This is a genomic window from Clostridium sp. YIM B02506, from assembly GCF_022324845.1.
GTDB classification, from domain to species: domain Bacteria; phylum Bacillota; class Clostridia; order Clostridiales; family Clostridiaceae; genus Clostridium_T; species Clostridium_T intestinale.
The window spans coordinates 24,878-40,026 of sequence record NZ_JAKGTG010000032.1; the positions used below are offsets into that span (position 1 = coordinate 24,878).

The window sequence follows — 15,149 nt, forward strand, 5'->3', positions numbered from 1 at the left end:
TGCTCCTTTTTGTATGGTAAAAACTAAAGTTATTTATTAATTTACTTTAAAGCAACTAACAAAAATGTATCATTCGTAGGATGAGTAAACCTTTGTAGTTTGAAATTAGAAGCTTCTAATAGATCCGTGATTTCTCTTTGAGAATACTCATGAAAGTCTCCTTTATCAGAAAATCTCAAAAAGAAGTTTGTAATCTGTCTAAGTGGAGTAGGAAGCCAAGGATCAGCGAGTATAAGACGTCCGCCTTTTTTTAAAACCCTATACATTTCATCTAAAACTTTTTTAGGACGTGGATAATGGTGAAAGGAAAAAGTACATAAGATAGTGTCGAAATAATTATCTTCCCAGAGTAAAAACTCTGCATCACCTACAATCAGTTCTGCTTTGTCTTTAAGCTTCTTTTTAGCAACATCAATCATAGCTTTTGAAAGGTCAACTCCATGAAGCTTGTTATTTTCATTCATCTTTGATAACATTACTCCATTTCCGCAGCCAACATCTAAGATTAATTCATTATTTTTTTTATTAAGCTCGTCCAATATGTAGGGATAAATTCTAGAGCAAAACTTTCCATCAGAACTTTTTTCATAAACTTCTGCTTCTGAATCAAAATTCCTCAAGGATTTCTCTTTAATTATTTCTGCATTCATATTAATAACCTCCCAATTACTTAACTATATAATACAACTTCCAGTAAAATCCATCAAGGATAAAAAGAGATATATTGGAAATTATTTATTGACAAAGCTTAATAAACCCTTTAAAATGCTTCCACATTAAAGAATTAACGATTTAATTAACTAAATAGTTAATCAAAAATAGGGGGTTGAATAAATGACAGGAAAAGTACTTAAAGCAACATTTAAAAGAAATTTTATAGTAATGATAAGAGCATACCCTAAAGATTTTTTCATAGGAAATGTTTTAACTGGTTTTTATACTGTAATAGGAGCGTTACTTATTTGTAAGATGCTTTTTAATGGAGTTGTGGGAGATGAATTTCTTGAGTTTACTGGAACAGGAGATTACATGAGCTACGTTATTTTAGGATCTTTGACTTATTTGTATGTTGTTAGAACATGTTTAAATGTAAGTAGAAGTCTTATTACAGAATTAAGGGAAGGTACCTTAGAAAGTCTTATGATTACACCTTTTAAGAGAGGAGAGTATTTTATAGGGAATATGCTTCAGCAGACAGTTACAACTACTTTTGAAGTTATAGTTTCCTTGATTATTGCTATTCCCTTTGGGCTAGACTTGTCTAATATAAACTTATTATCCTTTGGAATAAGTGCCCTTCTTGCCTTATATGGTTTCTTTGGATTATCCATGGTACTTGCTTCAATAATGTTATATACAAGAGATACTTATATTTCTCAAAACACTTTATTTGTTGCCATGTTACTCCTATGTGGAATAACATTTCCTAATGAATATTTACCAAGGGTTTTAAGATGGATAGGAGAACTAATACCAGTAACTGAAACCTCAAACTTAATAAGAGGATCAGCTTTACTTGGAAAAGGGGTATCAGAACTAAGTAGTACCATGATTTATGTTTTTTTACTTGGTACAGTTTATATACTTGTAGGATTTTTAAGTCTTAGAAAAATAGAATATATAGCATTAGAAAAAATTCAAGGATAGGTGATGAATATGATAGAAGCAAACAACTTAAAAAAGGTTTATGAAACTAAAACAAGTAAAGGAATATTTAAAAATGAGAAGGTTAAGTTAGAGGCGGTAAAAGATGTTTCTATAAAAATAAAAGAAGGAGAAATCATTGGACTTTTAGGTATAAATGGCGCAGGAAAAACGACAACTATAAAGATGTTAACTACCTTACTTTCACCAACTTCAGGAGAGTATTTTCTTGATGGGATAGATGCTGTAAAAAATCCAAGAGCAATAAAATATAAAATTAATATGATTGCTGGTGGTGAGAGAATGATATACTGGAGACTTACGGCTCATGAAAATCTATGGTATTATGGACAGCTTTATGGAATTCCTAATAATATATTAGAAAAGAGAATTGAAGAATTACTTAAATTAGTAGGCCTTTATGAAAATAAGGATAAGAAGGTTGAAGAGTTTTCAAAAGGTATGAAGCAAAGACTTCAGATAGCAAGAGGACTAATAAATGATCCAAGCTATATATTTATGGATGAACCTACCTTAGGACTTGATGCAGTGGTATCAAAGGAATTAAGAACTCATGTTAAGTCATTAGCTAAGGAAAAAGGTAAAGGTATATTATTAACCTCTCATTACATGGAGGAAGTTGAGGAACTTGCTGATTATATTTATGTTTTAGATAAAGGGATGATAATAAGACAAGGTACATCAAAGGAACTATCAAAACAAGTATTTAAAAAAGTTGAATATAGATTGACCCTTCATAATAAAATAGAGGCCCTTCAAAGATATATGTTAATAAGTCTTTTAGGACATGATAATACAGTTGAGATTTATGAAGAGGATAACTCATATCATATTATAAGTTCTAAGAATCTAAGTTTAAACATATCACAAATATGTTCAGATAAAGGAGCTATCATAAAGGAATTTTTTGAGATTGTACCAAGACTTGAAGATACTATAATTAAGCTTTCTGAGAAAGGAGCTTAAATTATGAGAAGTTTTATAAAAGTAGTTATGGCAGAAATGAAGAAACAACACTTAAACTATTTTCATAGTAAGTTTATATATATTTCCTTGTTTATATGGCCTATTTTAAACTTCATAACCTCCTATTATAGTTTTAAGCCATTTAAAATAAATAATAGTAATATCAGTTATCTTAATGAAGATAATGTGTTAGTATTTATAGTATTGGGATATATGACCATGAGCCTGTTTAGAAGCTTAGTTCAAACTGCTTGGAACTTTTCTTTTGAAAGAATAAGTGGGACATTAGAGCTAATCTACCTTTCACCAGCCAGTAGGCAGGGGGTAATACTAGGAAATGCCTTATCTTCTCTTTTTGAAAGCATAGTTTTTATGGTGATTTTCACTCTAGGAGTTTTGATATTCAAAAGAGAGGTTTTAAATGTAAACTACTTAAGTTTGATGATTGTTTTTATAATTACTTTATTGATGGCAGTAATGTGGGGAATGTTTTTAAATTCTTTGTTTTTATTTTCAAGGGATTCAGGTTTTCTATTTACAGTACTTGAGGAGCCTATGGAGATATTTTCAGGAGTTAAGGTACCAACCTCAGTTTTCCCTATGTGGGCAAAGGGGATAAGCCTTATATTTCCTTTAACTTATGCTATTGAAGGGGTAAGAAATGTTATTTTAATAGGAAGCTCTATACAAGAAATAAAAAGCTTCATAGTTATAGGAATTGGGATAATAAGTATCTTATACCTTTCATGTTTGAAGATAATAAAAGTAGTTGAACATCACAGCAGAAAAACAGGAAATTTTACTTATTTTTAGAGGTAATATGAAAATAGATGTTATTTATGAACAAGATGTACTATGTGAATTTGTGTATTCACCGCTTTTTGAGATGTTTTGTGCTCTTCATGTACTATCAAATCCAGAACATCATATTCATAGGAAGAAGTGGGTAGAAAAAGTTAATAAACAGATGAATCAAGATATGAGACAAGACATAAAGATTTATGCAGATATCACTGATGAGTATTGTATAATCATGGATTTATGTCTTTATTTTGATGAATGTTCAGATTTAAATATATTAAGTTCCATAGATGTACTATCAAAGATATCAATACATGAGATAAACAAGATATTTAAAGAATATGATAAAAAAATCACTCAAAATCAGTACCAAGAACTTTTAAGGTTATTAAAAGACTTCTATATCGAGATATTTGAAGGTGAATTAAAATATATAGAGCCTTTTATAACTAGAATGTTGAAACAAAAAGTGAGGTTTGCAAAAGAAAAAGGGATTTTCAATTTAATTCAAGAGATTCATGAAAGAATAAAGGTTCATGAAGATAAGATTGTTTTTTATAAAAATAAGCAATATGAGGTTTACAAAAAAGATCTAAAGAGGGTTTCAATTAATGTATCAACTTTTGTTGGGCCTCATCTTCTTATAGGAATAATAGATGATTTTCTTAATTTAACATGTTTAGTTGAAACAGAAAACTCTGAAAAAGAAAGTCCTAAGGATTTAGAAAGAACATTAAAGGCTTTAGGGGATTCTACAAGATTAAAGATATTAAAAGCAATAAGTAAAAAAGGTAAGAGTACACAAGAGTTAAGCAGTCTATTAGATATATCAGAAGCAGCAGTATCTAAGGCATTAAAACTGCTTCAAGAAGGGCAGCTTGTAACAAAAGAGAGAAAAGGTAATTATATGATTTATTCAGTCAATAATGATACTATTGATTTTATAAGTTATAGGATTTACGAGTATATTTATTAGAATTATGATTTTAACCCCTAGCTATATTTTTAATGTAGCTAGGGGTGTTTTATTTGAGATTTTAGAAAGATATGTCTAATTAATTGGTACAATTTAGTTCTTGACTTTGGAATGGTTTTAAACTTTTGTTTTGAAACAAAAGGTGATAAAGTAACACTATAAGGTAGACTTGCTTTTGAGATGAAGTATACTTTTGGAAAACAATAGAGAAATATATTTTACTACTGGAAACGTTTTATGATTTTGCTATTTGAATATACAACTAAAGTAAATATAAAGGTTGGTGTTAATCTTGTATAAAAGAACTTGCGAAATTATTAAGATAATATACGAAAGACCAAATGAATTAGATATAAAAGCATTATCGCAGATTTTAAATATCAGCGTAAAAACTATACAGGCAGATATTCAGGAAGTTAATGAGTTTTTAGAAGGAAAAGGAATTGCTTATTTAAAGATGACAGATAACAAGTTCTACATAGATAAGATAAGTAAGTCTATATATCAAACACTTTCTACACTCAGTTTTTATGATTATAAACTATCAAAAGATGAACGTTTAGTAGTTGAGTCTTTATTACTTATATTTACCCATGAACATGTAACCCTACTAAATATTGCGGATTTCATGTACGTATCTAGATCAACGGTTATTGGAGATTTAAAATATCTAAATAAGTTTTTAAATAAGTATAATCTTTCAGTAAACTCTCAAACCAATACGGGGATTTGTATTAATGGCTCTGAAGAAAATATAAGAGACTTATTTGTAAATATATTATTTAGATATGGTGATTTATACGAGTTGTTTTCTCATCAAGAGCAGGCAAAAAACATGAAGATTGGCGATATACGTGCAATAGATAAAGATACAAACATAATACTACAAAACCTTATATCAGAAGCAGAAAAATATTCGGAAATGCAGTTAACAGAGTACTCCTTTAATATGCTTTGGAATTACCTATGTGTAGCAATTTTTAGAATGAGGTTAGGTAAGTATTTAGAAAGCCATAAGTTAGAAAAACAAGAAACCAACAATAAATTAATAGAAAGGCTATATATACTTGTTTGCCAGCATTTTGACCTTGAGTTAAATAAAAATGAACTAAGATATTTAGAAAATTTCTCAAAAGGATTTGGCTATCTTAAGAAAAATGATTCTATAGATGGAAGCAAAGAAATAGTAAAAATACAAACCATAACTAGATTATTTATTATGAATTTATCAAAAGCATTAGATCTTCCTTTATATAAGGACTATGAGCTATTTCAAAGTTTATCAAATCATCTAGAAAGAATATTTATAGACGGCTTTACAAGCTTTAATGAAAACTACGAAATAAATTTTATTATAGAGAAGTATGCACCTATAAAAGAGGTAGTTATAGAAAACATAGATATACTAGAGCAGTATGCAAAAAGGTCTATCTGCGAGGAGGAAATTGCATATATAGTCATATATATTTGTGCCTCAATTGAGAAAATGAAAACTCAAAAGACTGTGTGTAATGTAATACTAATCTGCAATAGTGGAATTGGGACAAGTCAGCTTTTAAAATCTAAGCTTTTAGAAAGATTTAATCTCAATATAATAAATGTACTACCAAAACATAGACTAAAAGATTCATTAAGAAATGATATAGACTTTGTTATTTCAACAGTAGATTTAGATAGTGTTTCTGTTCCTTATATTAGGATATCTCCTCAATTAACTGATAGTGATTTTTTGAGAATGAGAGAGATGATAGATAACTGTGGTTCTATTAATTCCACAAAATTATGCAAAAATGATTGTACAGATATCATGAAAAAGATAGAGCCTATAATAAAAAATGATGAAATACTGGAGGTAATTAGAGAAAGTTTAAATAGTTATTTTGAAAGAAAAAATAGAGTGGTTTTAGGTCTTTCAGATTTATTAACAGAGGAATTTATTGAATTAGATGTAGAAGCAGATAATTGGAAGGATGCTGTAAAGAAAGCTTCAACCAATCTATTAAATAAAGGATATATAACAGATAGCTATGTTGAATCTATCATAAGAAATACAGAACAAAATGGTCCATATTATGTTATTTCAGAAGGATTTGCTATTCCACACTCAGAAATTGACGATGGAGGAATAAAGCTTGGATTTAATCTAATTAGATTAAAAAATCCAGTGGTTTTTAACGCAGGAATTTATGACCCAATAAAATATGTATGTATAATAAATGCTGTAGATAAAGAAAAACATCTAAATGCTTTATTTAATTTAATAAATTTATTACAGATTTCAGAATTTAAAGAAGCGATAAACAATGCAAAAAGTAGTATTGATATGGCACAAATAATTGAATTATTTGAAAGAAGAATACAATAGGAAGCGGAGGTATATGAAGATGTATTTTGATAAGGAGATTACATTTTTTAATGAATCAGTAAAAAACAAAGAAGAAGGGATAAAAAGGTTAGCAGATGAATTTTTGGAAAAGGAATTAGTAAAGGATACTTTCTTTCAAGCAGTTATAGATAGGGAAAAAGTTTATCCTACTGGACTGAGTATTAATGATATAGGTATAGCTATTCCACATACGGATAGCATTCATATAATAAGGCCTCAGATTGGGTTTATGTCATTAAAGGAACCAGTAATATTTAAAGATATGGTTGATGAAAAAAATGAGATAAAAGTTAGTGCAATCTTTATGCTTGGACTTTTAAAGTCAGAGCAACAGATAGATATCCTTCAAAAACTTGTTGATTTATTTCAAGATCAAGAGATGCTTAAAAAAGTTATAGCTTGCACAAATATTGATGAGTTTAAGAGCATTATGAAAAAAGCTAATATAGATTAGAACTAATTTTTAAGGAGATGATGTTATATTAGTTTATTAAAAAAAATTATAAAAATATATATACGAAAGGAAAGTGTTGAAAAATGAAAAGAATATTATTAGCATGTGGAGCAGGGGTTTGTACTTCTACTGCTGCAAGAGTAAAGGTTGAAAAAATACTTGATGCAAACGGATACAAAGGTCAATACAAAGTTGAGCAATGCAAAATAGCAGAGGTTGCAGCTAAATCAGGAAGTTTTGATTTTGTTATATCAACAACAATGAAACCAGAAGGGGTTAAATGTCCTTTTATAAATGGTATATGCTTTTTGACAGGAGTAGGTGTTGACAAGACAACTAAAGAAATTTTAGATCTTATGAAATAATTAAAGATTAGGAGAGGTGTGTATTATGTCACAAATATTAGGTTTTTTTAGTGCTATACAAGGTTTAGGCGCTACCGTAATGATGCCAATTATTATCTTTGTTTTTGGATTAGTTTTAGGGACAGAAAAAGGAAAAGCCTTAAGAGCAGGGTTAACAGTTGGGGTAGGATTTATAGGGTTAAATTTAGTAATAGGTGCCTTAGGAACTAACTTGGGACCAGCAGTAGAACAGATGATAACACGTTTTGGATTATCTTTATCGGTTATTGATGTTGGTTGGCCAGCAGCAGCAGCAATTGCATTTGCATCAACTGTTGGTATGGTTATAATTCCAGTATGTTTACTTGTAAATATTGTTATGATAATAACTAATACAACTCAAACAGTAGATGTAGATATCTGGGATTACTGGCACTTCGCATTTACAGGAGCTTTAGTTGCAATAGTAACTGGCAGCCAGACTATGGGACTAATTGCAGCAATTTTAAATATGGTAATTATAATGGTAATTGGAGATTATACAGCACCGGGAGTTGAAAAAACATTAGGATTACCTGGGGTATCTCTTCCTCATGGATTTACAGGAGCATATGCTCCAATAGCAATAGTAATAAATAAGATAATTGATATGATTCCAGGGGTAAGAAAAATAGATATTAATATGGAAAAAGTACAACAAAGATTTGGAGTGTTTGGAGAACCTATTATAATAGGAACAGCTTTAGGTCTTGTAATCGGAGCTGTTGCAGGTTATGGATATGGCGATGTATTAAGACTTGGTATTTCAATGGGAGCAGTACTAGTTCTTATACCTAAAATGGCATCTTTACTTATGGAAGGATTACTACCAATATCAGATGCTGCCTCTGAATTTATAAGTAAGAAATTTTCTAATAGAGGAAAAATGTATATAGGTCTTGATTCAGCAGTAGGAGTAGGACATCCTCTAACACTTTCAGTATCACTTATACTTGTACCACTAACAGTATTTATGGCAGTTATTTTACCTGGTAATAAGGTTCTACCATTTGCAGATTTAGCAGTTATACCATGGATGTTTGTTCTTATAACTCCAGTAGTTAATGGTAATGGATTTAGAGCTTTAGTTAATGGAATAGTTGTACTTGCAGCTGGACTATTAATTTCAACTAATTTGTCTCCATTAATAACTACAGCAGCTGTTAATGCAAACTACACATTACCTTCAGGTGCAGCTCAAATATCAAGTATCTGTGATGGAGCTAATCCATTAACCTGGGCAATTGTAAGATTAAATGATTTTGGATGGATTGGCATGGGAATAGTTGCTGTTATAGCATTAGGATTAGCTCTAATAAATAGAAACAGAATACTTAAAGAAGCAAGAGAATTAAAACAAGCTTAATAAATTATATAGGAGGAAGCATGAGAAGAGAATATGTATTTGATAGAAAAACATTTTTAGTTAGAGTTATATATGCAGGTATTTTAGCGGCAATTGCATTGCTATTTGGCATCTATAGATTGAGTGTAGGGTCAACAATGAATTATTTATGGGTTTTTGTATGTTTTTTATGTATGTATACTATTGTAACAAATTTTATAGCTGTGGCTTATCCGGAAAAAATAGTAATAGATAATAATCAAATAACTTTTTCAGCTTTCAATAAATCTTGTGCTTACCTCAAAAGCGATATAAAAAGTTTTAGGATTAAGGAACAGAAGTTAGCTGGAAAGATGTATATAAGGATTAATAATCCATCACTATTTAAGGGAAGATACTGGATAGATCTAAAGGCTTATAACGATTATAAAGATTTAGAAGAAAAACTATTAAAAGTTGAAGCAGTTATACATCCTAATTCTCTAAAGCAGAAAATAAAAGTAAATAATGCAAGGTATGCAGAAAGGAAGATGAAGAATGTACGATAAGGAAAAAAAGGAAGTTATTAATGCTGGTATTAAACTTGATAGATATGGATTGATTGCACTTTCTGGAGGAAATGTAAGCTTAAAGGTAGATGAAGATAGAGTATTAGTTACACCTTCTGGAATGATATACGAAGAGTTAGAAATAGATGATATAATTCTTATGGATCTATCTGGAAAGGTTATAGAAGGCACTAGAAAGGCATCAGTTGATACTAAGGCACTTTTATATATCTATAATAATATGTCAGAGATTAATGCAGTAATTCACACTCATCAACCCTATGCAACGGCATTAGGATTAGTTGAAGAAGAATTTAAGTGTAATTTAACTACACTTGCAAATGCTACAAAGGGTTCAGTTAATGTATGTCCTTTTTCATCAGCAGCAAGTGAACAAATGGGAGTAGAAGCAGTTGAAAATCTAAATGGAAAACTTGCAGTTATTCTAAAAAATCATGGAGTAATAACAGTAGGGAATTCATTAAAGCAAGCTTTGTATTCTTGTGTATATCTAGAAGAGGCTGCAAAAACCTATTGTATAGCTAAATCAATGAGTGATAATGTAGCTATGATGACTGCAGAACAGATTGAACAAGCTGTTAAAATATTCGATTATTATGGACAAGGTAAAGAAAATGTTCCAGATGAATTAGTTATGGGATAAGAGAAATGTATAAGTAAAAAAATAACCATTAAGTAATGATTGTATTACTTAATGGTTATTTTTATAGATTTTTATTTAAATGTCCGAATATTAGAATGTTCGAATGTTCGGGCAAATAGAAAATTAAGTTTATTATTTAGTTAGTCTATGAATGAACAATGCAATGATTTGAGTTATAATTCCAAAGATACAAACGCCAAACCAGCCAAAGTTTGAATAGGCAGAGGAACCTAAAAATGAACCTAAAGACCCTCCAAGGAAAAAGCTTACCATATAAACTGTGTTGATTCTGTTACGTTTTTCTTCATTCATTGAGTGAACTCTTGCTTGGTTTGATATATTGGAGGATTGAACACCTAAATCAAGTAGTATAACCCCAATTATTAAACCAATCATCTTAAATCCAAGTGCAAGAAATAATATATAAGATAAAGATACAATGATGATACAGATTCCTATAACATAACGAGAACCCTTTTTATCAGCTAACTTACCTACTAAAGGAGCAGCTAATGCACCAACAATTCCTACTAGTCCGAGTAACCCAGCTGCTTGAGAGCCCATGTTATAATGAGAGCTTTCAAGTAAGAAGGTAAGGGTTGTCCAAAATGCACTGAAAGCTGCAAACATCAAAGCTCCATTTAGAGATGCTTCTCTTAAAATAGGTTCATCTTTTATTAACTTAGGTAATGATTTTAATAAATCAAAATATCTTACTTCAGAAACTGGATTTGTAATGGGGATTACTTTTCTTAAAACCAGTGTTAGAATTATCATCATAATAGCTGCAACTATATAAACTACTCTCCATCCAAAATAATTTCCTATAAGACCACTAATAGTACGCGATACTAAAATCCCTATTAATAGACCACTCATTACAGTACCAATTATTTTCCCTCTTTCATTAGGGTTTGATAGTTGTGCTGCTAGTGGAATTATAAGCTGAGGAATTATTGAAGTGAAACCTATAGCAAAAGAAGAAACAATAAGCATATAGATATTTTGAGAAAAAGCCATAGTAAAAAGTGAAATAACTGAAAATAAAAGCATAGTGGTTATTAGATTTTTTCTCTCTTTAATATCTCCTAGGGGTAAAATAAATATCATTCCAACTGCATAACCTATTTGAGTAAGCATGGCTGCTGAGCCAACACTTACCTCATGAACGTTAAAACTTTTAGCTATGTCACCAAGCAAGGGTTGTATATAATAAAGATTTGCAACAGTAAGTCCACAAGTTATTGCCATAATTAAAATTAGTAATTTAGTTAGTACATTAGTATTTTTAATATTATCATTATTTATTGCTTCCATTTAAAACAGCTCCTTTTAACGAATAAAATTTGTAAATATCTTTTCTTCCATTTCGGGTTTTGGTAATGATTTTTCTCCACTTTCTATTGACCTCATAAGCCAAGCCATATTCTTACCAAGAACTCTCATTATCTGAACTCCTTCTTCATCAAGAAGTGCATCTCCAGGCTTTGTCCCATTTATAACATTCCAATAGTTAGATGTAGGCATAAACATTTCTGAATGATTTATATAGTTATTTAGTTGATTGAAAGTTGGGATTCCTCCTGAACGCCTTACTGCAACAACTGATGTTCCAACCTTATATCTTAATAGGTTATCATTAGCTTCAGCAACTCTGAAGGATCTATCTAAAAATGACTTCATTGTGCCGGCTATAGCAGAGTAGTGTACAGGAGAACCTATTATTATTCCATCAGCCTCTTTCATTTTTTCAATCCATTCATTAACTGGATCGGTAGCTATTATACATTTCTCATTTTTGTTTTGAGAGCATTTTCTGCAAGCTACACATCCCCTTATAGATTTATTACCAACATGTATTATCTCTGTTTCTATACCTTCTTTTTCTAGTTCCTCAAGAACTATTCTTATTCCGTGATAAGTGTTACCTTCCTTATTCGGACTTCCATTAAATGCTATAACCTTCATTTTAAAACTCCTCCTCAATTAATATACTGAACGTTTAGTTTATAAATATATAATATACTAAACGTTCAGTATTGTAAAGAGTAGATTTTTAACTTTTTTTAATTTATAATATAACTATAGTTTTTAAGTTTATTTGTGTAATACATAAGGAGGATATAACTTATGGAGAAGAAATTAGGACGTCCCCGTAGTGAGAAAACAAAATCGGATATTCTTACTGCTGCATATGATTTACTACTTGAAAAAGGTTTTGATACAGTTACTGTTGAAAAGATAGCTGAAAAAGCTGGAGTTTCTAAAGCTACTATTTATAAATGGTGGCCAAATAAAGCTGGAGTTATCATGGAGGCTTATTTAGAAGCTACTTCAGTAAAGCTACCAGTTCCAAACACTGGCACAGCTTTAATAGATATGCAAATGCAAGTAAGTAATTTTGTTAACTTTATTAAAAGTAGAGAAGGAAATGTTTTAATTGAAATAATAGGTGAAGGGCAATTTGACTCAAGTTTAGCTGATATATATAGAAGCGCCTACTTTAAACCAAGAAGAGATATTTCCAAGGAAATTTTGAATCGTGGAATCATAAGAGGGGAGATAAGGTACGATATAGATGTAGAGATAACAGTTGATTTAATATGGGGACCTATATTTTATAGATTACTTATTACAGGAGATATGATTGACGATTATTTTATTGAAGCTTTAATAAATCATGCCTTTATAGGAATTAAAGCATAATATTTTCTATTAAGTATCTTTTGTGAAAATTAGTTGCTGATAATTTAGACCCAAGAAGGTAGTTTCTTGGGTCTTATAATATGAATAATTATTTATATATAGTTTGAACTAAGTAGAAACTGTCTGTTTGATAATAAGAATTTCCAATATTAAAAGGCTTACCATTTGATAGGCAGGCTGAAATCTCCATATGAATTAATGCACTGTTTTCTTGTATATCTAAATAGGTTGCAAGTTTTTTATTAGCATTAACAGCCGTGATTTTTTGATCCACATATTCATAGGTAATTCCTAAAGAAGATAGATATTCATAAATGGATGATTTAGAAACTTCCTCCGGTATTTCCTTGACTATATTTGCATCAAAATATTCTAATTCATAACAGATTGCTATGTTATTAGCATAACGGATTCTTTCAACTTTCCATATAGGAGAATCCACTGGAACTTGAAGAGCTTCAGAAATAGCTTCATCTGCTTGAAGTTTTTCTAATGATAGAAGTTCAGTAGAGGGTTTAAGACCTCTTTTTTTCGCTTCAGAACTAAAACCTACACCACTTTTAAATCCAAAATATTTTGGAAGCGGGTTTACAAAGGTTCCGATTCCTTTTTTCTTATTAAGCACCTTGCTATTAACTAGTTCCTCTAAACCCTTTCTTACAGTTACTCTTGAAACGTTAAGTTTATCAGAAAGTTCATTTTCAGATTCGATCATTTGATGAGGTCTATATAATCCATTTTTAATATTTGAAAGAACGTAGTCTATGACTAATTCATATTTAGTTTGAGTAGTATTTTCCATCTTTAATATGTCCATCCTTATATATCAATATTAGTTACTTTTGATATAAATTATATTAAAAAAGTCTATTATAAGCAACTAATTAAGTTTTTACCAGCCATATTTTTCAGATCCCCATTCTTTAATGATAAACTCTTGCTTTTTTAAAACAATTTTTCCATGAGCTATATCTTCATCTATAATTAAACCAGGATATAAAGCACAGTTAGAACCTATTTTACAGCCAGGTAAAAATATATTGTTAATTCCTGTTCTAGTAAAGTCTCCAATAAAAACAGCATTAGTATTTTTACCAGAATAGGTTTTACCATCAATTTTTTGAACGTGGCTTGAATCATTAAATCTTAAAATACCAGATACACAAGCTGCTGCTATATCAACGTATTTTCCGATAACTCCAAATATTTCACTATAATGTACAGCTGACACCCCATCCATGGTTAATCCTTTAATTTCAGCATTATGACCTATTTTGTTATCTTTTCCTATAACAGAATTGGAGCCTATTTTAGCATAATCTTTTATATATGTGTTATCCCCAATATAATTATTACCTTCTAAAATAACTCCATTATCAATAAATACATTATCACCTATGATACAATTACCATTTATAACAACATTTTTACCAATGATACTGTTTTTTCCTAGCTTTACAAAACCATTTAATACAGCTGACGGATCAATATCTATATTGTTTTGAGCTTGGGCAGACATTTCAGTGCAAAGTTTATTAATATAATATTCATTGGCATTTAGTAAGTCCCAAGGGAACTTTAAGCTAAAGACATCAAAGTCAGTTTCAATTGAGTAAATATTGTCAGTTTCTAAAACATTATTTAATCCATTTTCAAAAAAATACTCTTGAGGAGGCATTGCTCCAGAAATGTTTTTCTCAAACCCTACATCAGCTTGAAGTGCGGATTTTAGGTTATCATAGCTTAAGGAAAATACTCCAGCAACCTTATGAGTAACATAGTGCTCACGGGGATGTCCCAAGAAAACTTTAACTTTACCATTTTCAACATTTGCACAAATATGATCTATAGAGGGCTCATTATTTTTTATAACTAGAGCTTTATTAGTATTATTTGATGAGAGGAATTTTTCTACATCGGAGTCTGTTACTACGCTATTACCATAATAAATTAAAAAATCTTCTTTAATATCTTCACAAGTCTGTTTAAGGGCAGATTTTAAATCATTATTTGATATAGATATATAGTTAATGTTAGCATAATGTCTTAAAGTAAACTGTACTTGATCTTTTCTATGATCAGTGATTACATAAATATCTTTTTCTAAAAATGAGTTATTAAGTAGCTGTTTAATTATTCTTTCTACATTAGAGGTATCAACAATTGGCAAACAGGCTGGTTGCCAGTTTAAATCATAAGGAAACATTTTTGATTCTTTATAGTGACATAATAAAATAGCTTTCATTAAAACCCTC

General features: G+C 30.0%; 16 protein-coding genes. 11 read left to right on the forward strand and 5 right to left on the reverse strand.

The window, feature by feature from the left end; all coding sequences use genetic code 11:
* Window positions 1-41 precede the first annotated feature (41 nt).
* On the reverse strand, window positions 42-650 hold the full coding sequence (locus L1S49_RS18940; RefSeq protein WP_238906945.1) for a class I SAM-dependent methyltransferase: 609 nt from the start codon (window positions 648-650) through the stop codon (window positions 42-44).
* A 184-nt stretch (window positions 651-834) separates the two neighbouring features.
* On the opposite strand from L1S49_RS18940, the gene L1S49_RS18945 reads away from it, so the two are divergent.
* The 10 genes from L1S49_RS18945 to L1S49_RS18990 all read left to right on the forward strand — a co-directional run bounded on the left by L1S49_RS18945 (window position 835) and on the right by L1S49_RS18990 (window position 10,188).
* Entirely contained in the window at window positions 835-1,647 is an 813-nt protein-coding gene (locus L1S49_RS18945) for an ABC transporter permease (protein WP_238906946.1), read from the forward strand.
* Between the two features lie 9 nt (window positions 1,648-1,656).
* Window positions 1,657-2,631: an ABC transporter ATP-binding protein gene (locus L1S49_RS18950; RefSeq protein ID WP_238906947.1), complete on the forward strand. Its 975-nt coding sequence runs from the start codon at window positions 1,657-1,659 to the stop codon at window positions 2,629-2,631.
* Window positions 2,632-2,634: 3 nt separating this feature from the next.
* The gene (locus tag L1S49_RS18955; RefSeq protein ID WP_238906948.1) at window positions 2,635-3,444 is read left to right on the forward strand and encodes an ABC transporter permease; all 810 of its coding nucleotides are present in this window, start codon (window positions 2,635-2,637) and stop codon (window positions 3,442-3,444) included.
* Between the two features lie 7 nt (window positions 3,445-3,451).
* Window positions 3,452-4,408: a metalloregulator ArsR/SmtB family transcription factor gene (locus tag L1S49_RS18960; RefSeq protein ID WP_238906949.1), complete on the forward strand. Its 957-nt coding sequence runs from the start codon at window positions 3,452-3,454 to the stop codon at window positions 4,406-4,408.
* 292 nt (window positions 4,409-4,700) lie between these two features.
* On the forward strand, window positions 4,701-6,773 hold the full coding sequence (locus L1S49_RS18965) for a PTS sugar transporter subunit IIA (RefSeq protein WP_238906950.1): 2,073 nt from the start codon (window positions 4,701-4,703) through the stop codon (window positions 6,771-6,773).
* 19 nt (window positions 6,774-6,792) lie between these two features.
* On the forward strand, window positions 6,793-7,248 hold the full coding sequence (locus L1S49_RS18970) for a PTS sugar transporter subunit IIA (protein WP_238906951.1): 456 nt from the start codon (window positions 6,793-6,795) through the stop codon (window positions 7,246-7,248).
* Between the two features lie 83 nt (window positions 7,249-7,331).
* Window positions 7,332-7,613 (forward strand): PTS sugar transporter subunit IIB, encoded by a 282-nt coding sequence (locus L1S49_RS18975; RefSeq protein WP_073017316.1) that lies wholly within the window; start codon window positions 7,332-7,334, stop codon window positions 7,611-7,613.
* A gap of 25 nt (window positions 7,614-7,638) precedes the next feature.
* Window positions 7,639-8,997, forward strand: coding sequence for a PTS transporter subunit IIC (locus L1S49_RS18980; RefSeq protein WP_073017314.1), 1,359 nt, complete (start codon window positions 7,639-7,641; stop codon window positions 8,995-8,997).
* Between the two features lie 20 nt (window positions 8,998-9,017).
* The gene (locus tag L1S49_RS18985; protein WP_238906952.1) at window positions 9,018-9,524 is read left to right on the forward strand and encodes a hypothetical protein; all 507 of its coding nucleotides are present in this window, start codon (window positions 9,018-9,020) and stop codon (window positions 9,522-9,524) included.
* Window positions 9,514-10,188, forward strand: a complete 675-nt coding sequence (locus tag L1S49_RS18990; protein WP_238906953.1) for a class II aldolase/adducin family protein — start codon at window positions 9,514-9,516, stop codon at window positions 10,186-10,188. Before L1S49_RS18985 ends, L1S49_RS18990 begins: the two co-directional genes overlap by 11 nt.
* A 132-nt stretch (window positions 10,189-10,320) precedes the next feature.
* Here the strand turns inward: L1S49_RS18990 and L1S49_RS18995 are convergent, their stop codons facing one another.
* Together L1S49_RS18995 and L1S49_RS19000 are read right to left on the reverse strand one after the other, a co-directional pair.
* On the reverse strand, window positions 10,321-11,505 hold the full coding sequence (locus tag L1S49_RS18995) for an MFS transporter (RefSeq protein WP_238906954.1): 1,185 nt from the start codon (window positions 11,503-11,505) through the stop codon (window positions 10,321-10,323).
* A gap of 15 nt (window positions 11,506-11,520) precedes the next feature.
* Window positions 11,521-12,156 (reverse strand): flavodoxin family protein, encoded by a 636-nt coding sequence (locus L1S49_RS19000; RefSeq protein WP_238906955.1) that lies wholly within the window; start codon window positions 12,154-12,156, stop codon window positions 11,521-11,523.
* 162 nt (window positions 12,157-12,318) lie between these two features.
* Between L1S49_RS19000 and L1S49_RS19005 the strand changes: the two genes are divergently transcribed.
* Window positions 12,319-12,894 carry a TetR/AcrR family transcriptional regulator gene (locus L1S49_RS19005; RefSeq protein WP_238906956.1) on the forward strand — a complete coding sequence of 192 codons (576 nt, stop codon included), beginning with the start codon at window positions 12,319-12,321 and terminating at the stop codon, window positions 12,892-12,894.
* 88 nt (window positions 12,895-12,982) lie between these two features.
* On the opposite strand, the gene L1S49_RS19010 is transcribed toward L1S49_RS19005, so the two are convergent.
* A complete protein-coding gene (locus tag L1S49_RS19010) occupies window positions 12,983-13,696 on the reverse strand; it encodes a GntR family transcriptional regulator (RefSeq protein ID WP_238906957.1) in 714 nt (237 codons plus the stop codon).
* Between the two features lie 90 nt (window positions 13,697-13,786).
* Window positions 13,787-15,139, reverse strand: coding sequence for an NDP-sugar synthase (locus L1S49_RS19015; RefSeq protein WP_238906958.1), 1,353 nt, complete (start codon window positions 15,137-15,139; stop codon window positions 13,787-13,789).
* Window positions 15,140-15,149: the final 10 nt, after the last annotated feature.

What these genes read in the sequence shown, in the direction of transcription:
- L1S49_RS18955 (WP_238906948.1), top strand. Translation starts at nt 2,635, where the DNA reads ATGAGAAGTTTTATAAAAGTAGTTATGGCAGAAATGAAGAAACAACAC.
- L1S49_RS18995 (WP_238906954.1), bottom strand. Translation starts at nt 11,505, where the DNA reads ATGGAAGCAATAAATAATGATAATATTAAAAATACTAATGTACTAACT.
- L1S49_RS19010 (WP_238906957.1), bottom strand. Translation starts at nt 13,696, where the DNA reads ATGGAAAATACTACTCAAACTAAATATGAATTAGTCATAGACTACGTT.
- L1S49_RS18985 (WP_238906952.1), top strand. Translation starts at nt 9,018, where the DNA reads ATGAGAAGAGAATATGTATTTGATAGAAAAACATTTTTAGTTAGAGTT.
- L1S49_RS18940 (WP_238906945.1), bottom strand. Translation starts at nt 650, where the DNA reads ATGAATGCAGAAATAATTAAAGAGAAATCCTTGAGGAATTTTGATTCA.
- L1S49_RS19000 (WP_238906955.1), bottom strand. Translation starts at nt 12,156, where the DNA reads ATGAAGGTTATAGCATTTAATGGAAGTCCGAATAAGGAAGGTAACACT.
- L1S49_RS18990 (WP_238906953.1), top strand. Translation starts at nt 9,514, where the DNA reads ATGTACGATAAGGAAAAAAAGGAAGTTATTAATGCTGGTATTAAACTT.
- L1S49_RS18950 (WP_238906947.1), top strand. Translation starts at nt 1,657, where the DNA reads ATGATAGAAGCAAACAACTTAAAAAAGGTTTATGAAACTAAAACAAGT.
- L1S49_RS19005 (WP_238906956.1), top strand. Translation starts at nt 12,319, where the DNA reads ATGGAGAAGAAATTAGGACGTCCCCGTAGTGAGAAAACAAAATCGGAT.
- L1S49_RS18975 (WP_073017316.1), top strand. Translation starts at nt 7,332, where the DNA reads ATGAAAAGAATATTATTAGCATGTGGAGCAGGGGTTTGTACTTCTACT.
- L1S49_RS18980 (WP_073017314.1), top strand. Translation starts at nt 7,639, where the DNA reads ATGTCACAAATATTAGGTTTTTTTAGTGCTATACAAGGTTTAGGCGCT.
- L1S49_RS18960 (WP_238906949.1), top strand. Translation starts at nt 3,452, where the DNA reads ATGAAAATAGATGTTATTTATGAACAAGATGTACTATGTGAATTTGTG.
- L1S49_RS19015 (WP_238906958.1), bottom strand. Translation starts at nt 15,139, where the DNA reads ATGAAAGCTATTTTATTATGTCACTATAAAGAATCAAAAATGTTTCCT.
- L1S49_RS18970 (WP_238906951.1), top strand. Translation starts at nt 6,793, where the DNA reads ATGTATTTTGATAAGGAGATTACATTTTTTAATGAATCAGTAAAAAAC.
- L1S49_RS18945 (WP_238906946.1), top strand. Translation starts at nt 835, where the DNA reads ATGACAGGAAAAGTACTTAAAGCAACATTTAAAAGAAATTTTATAGTA.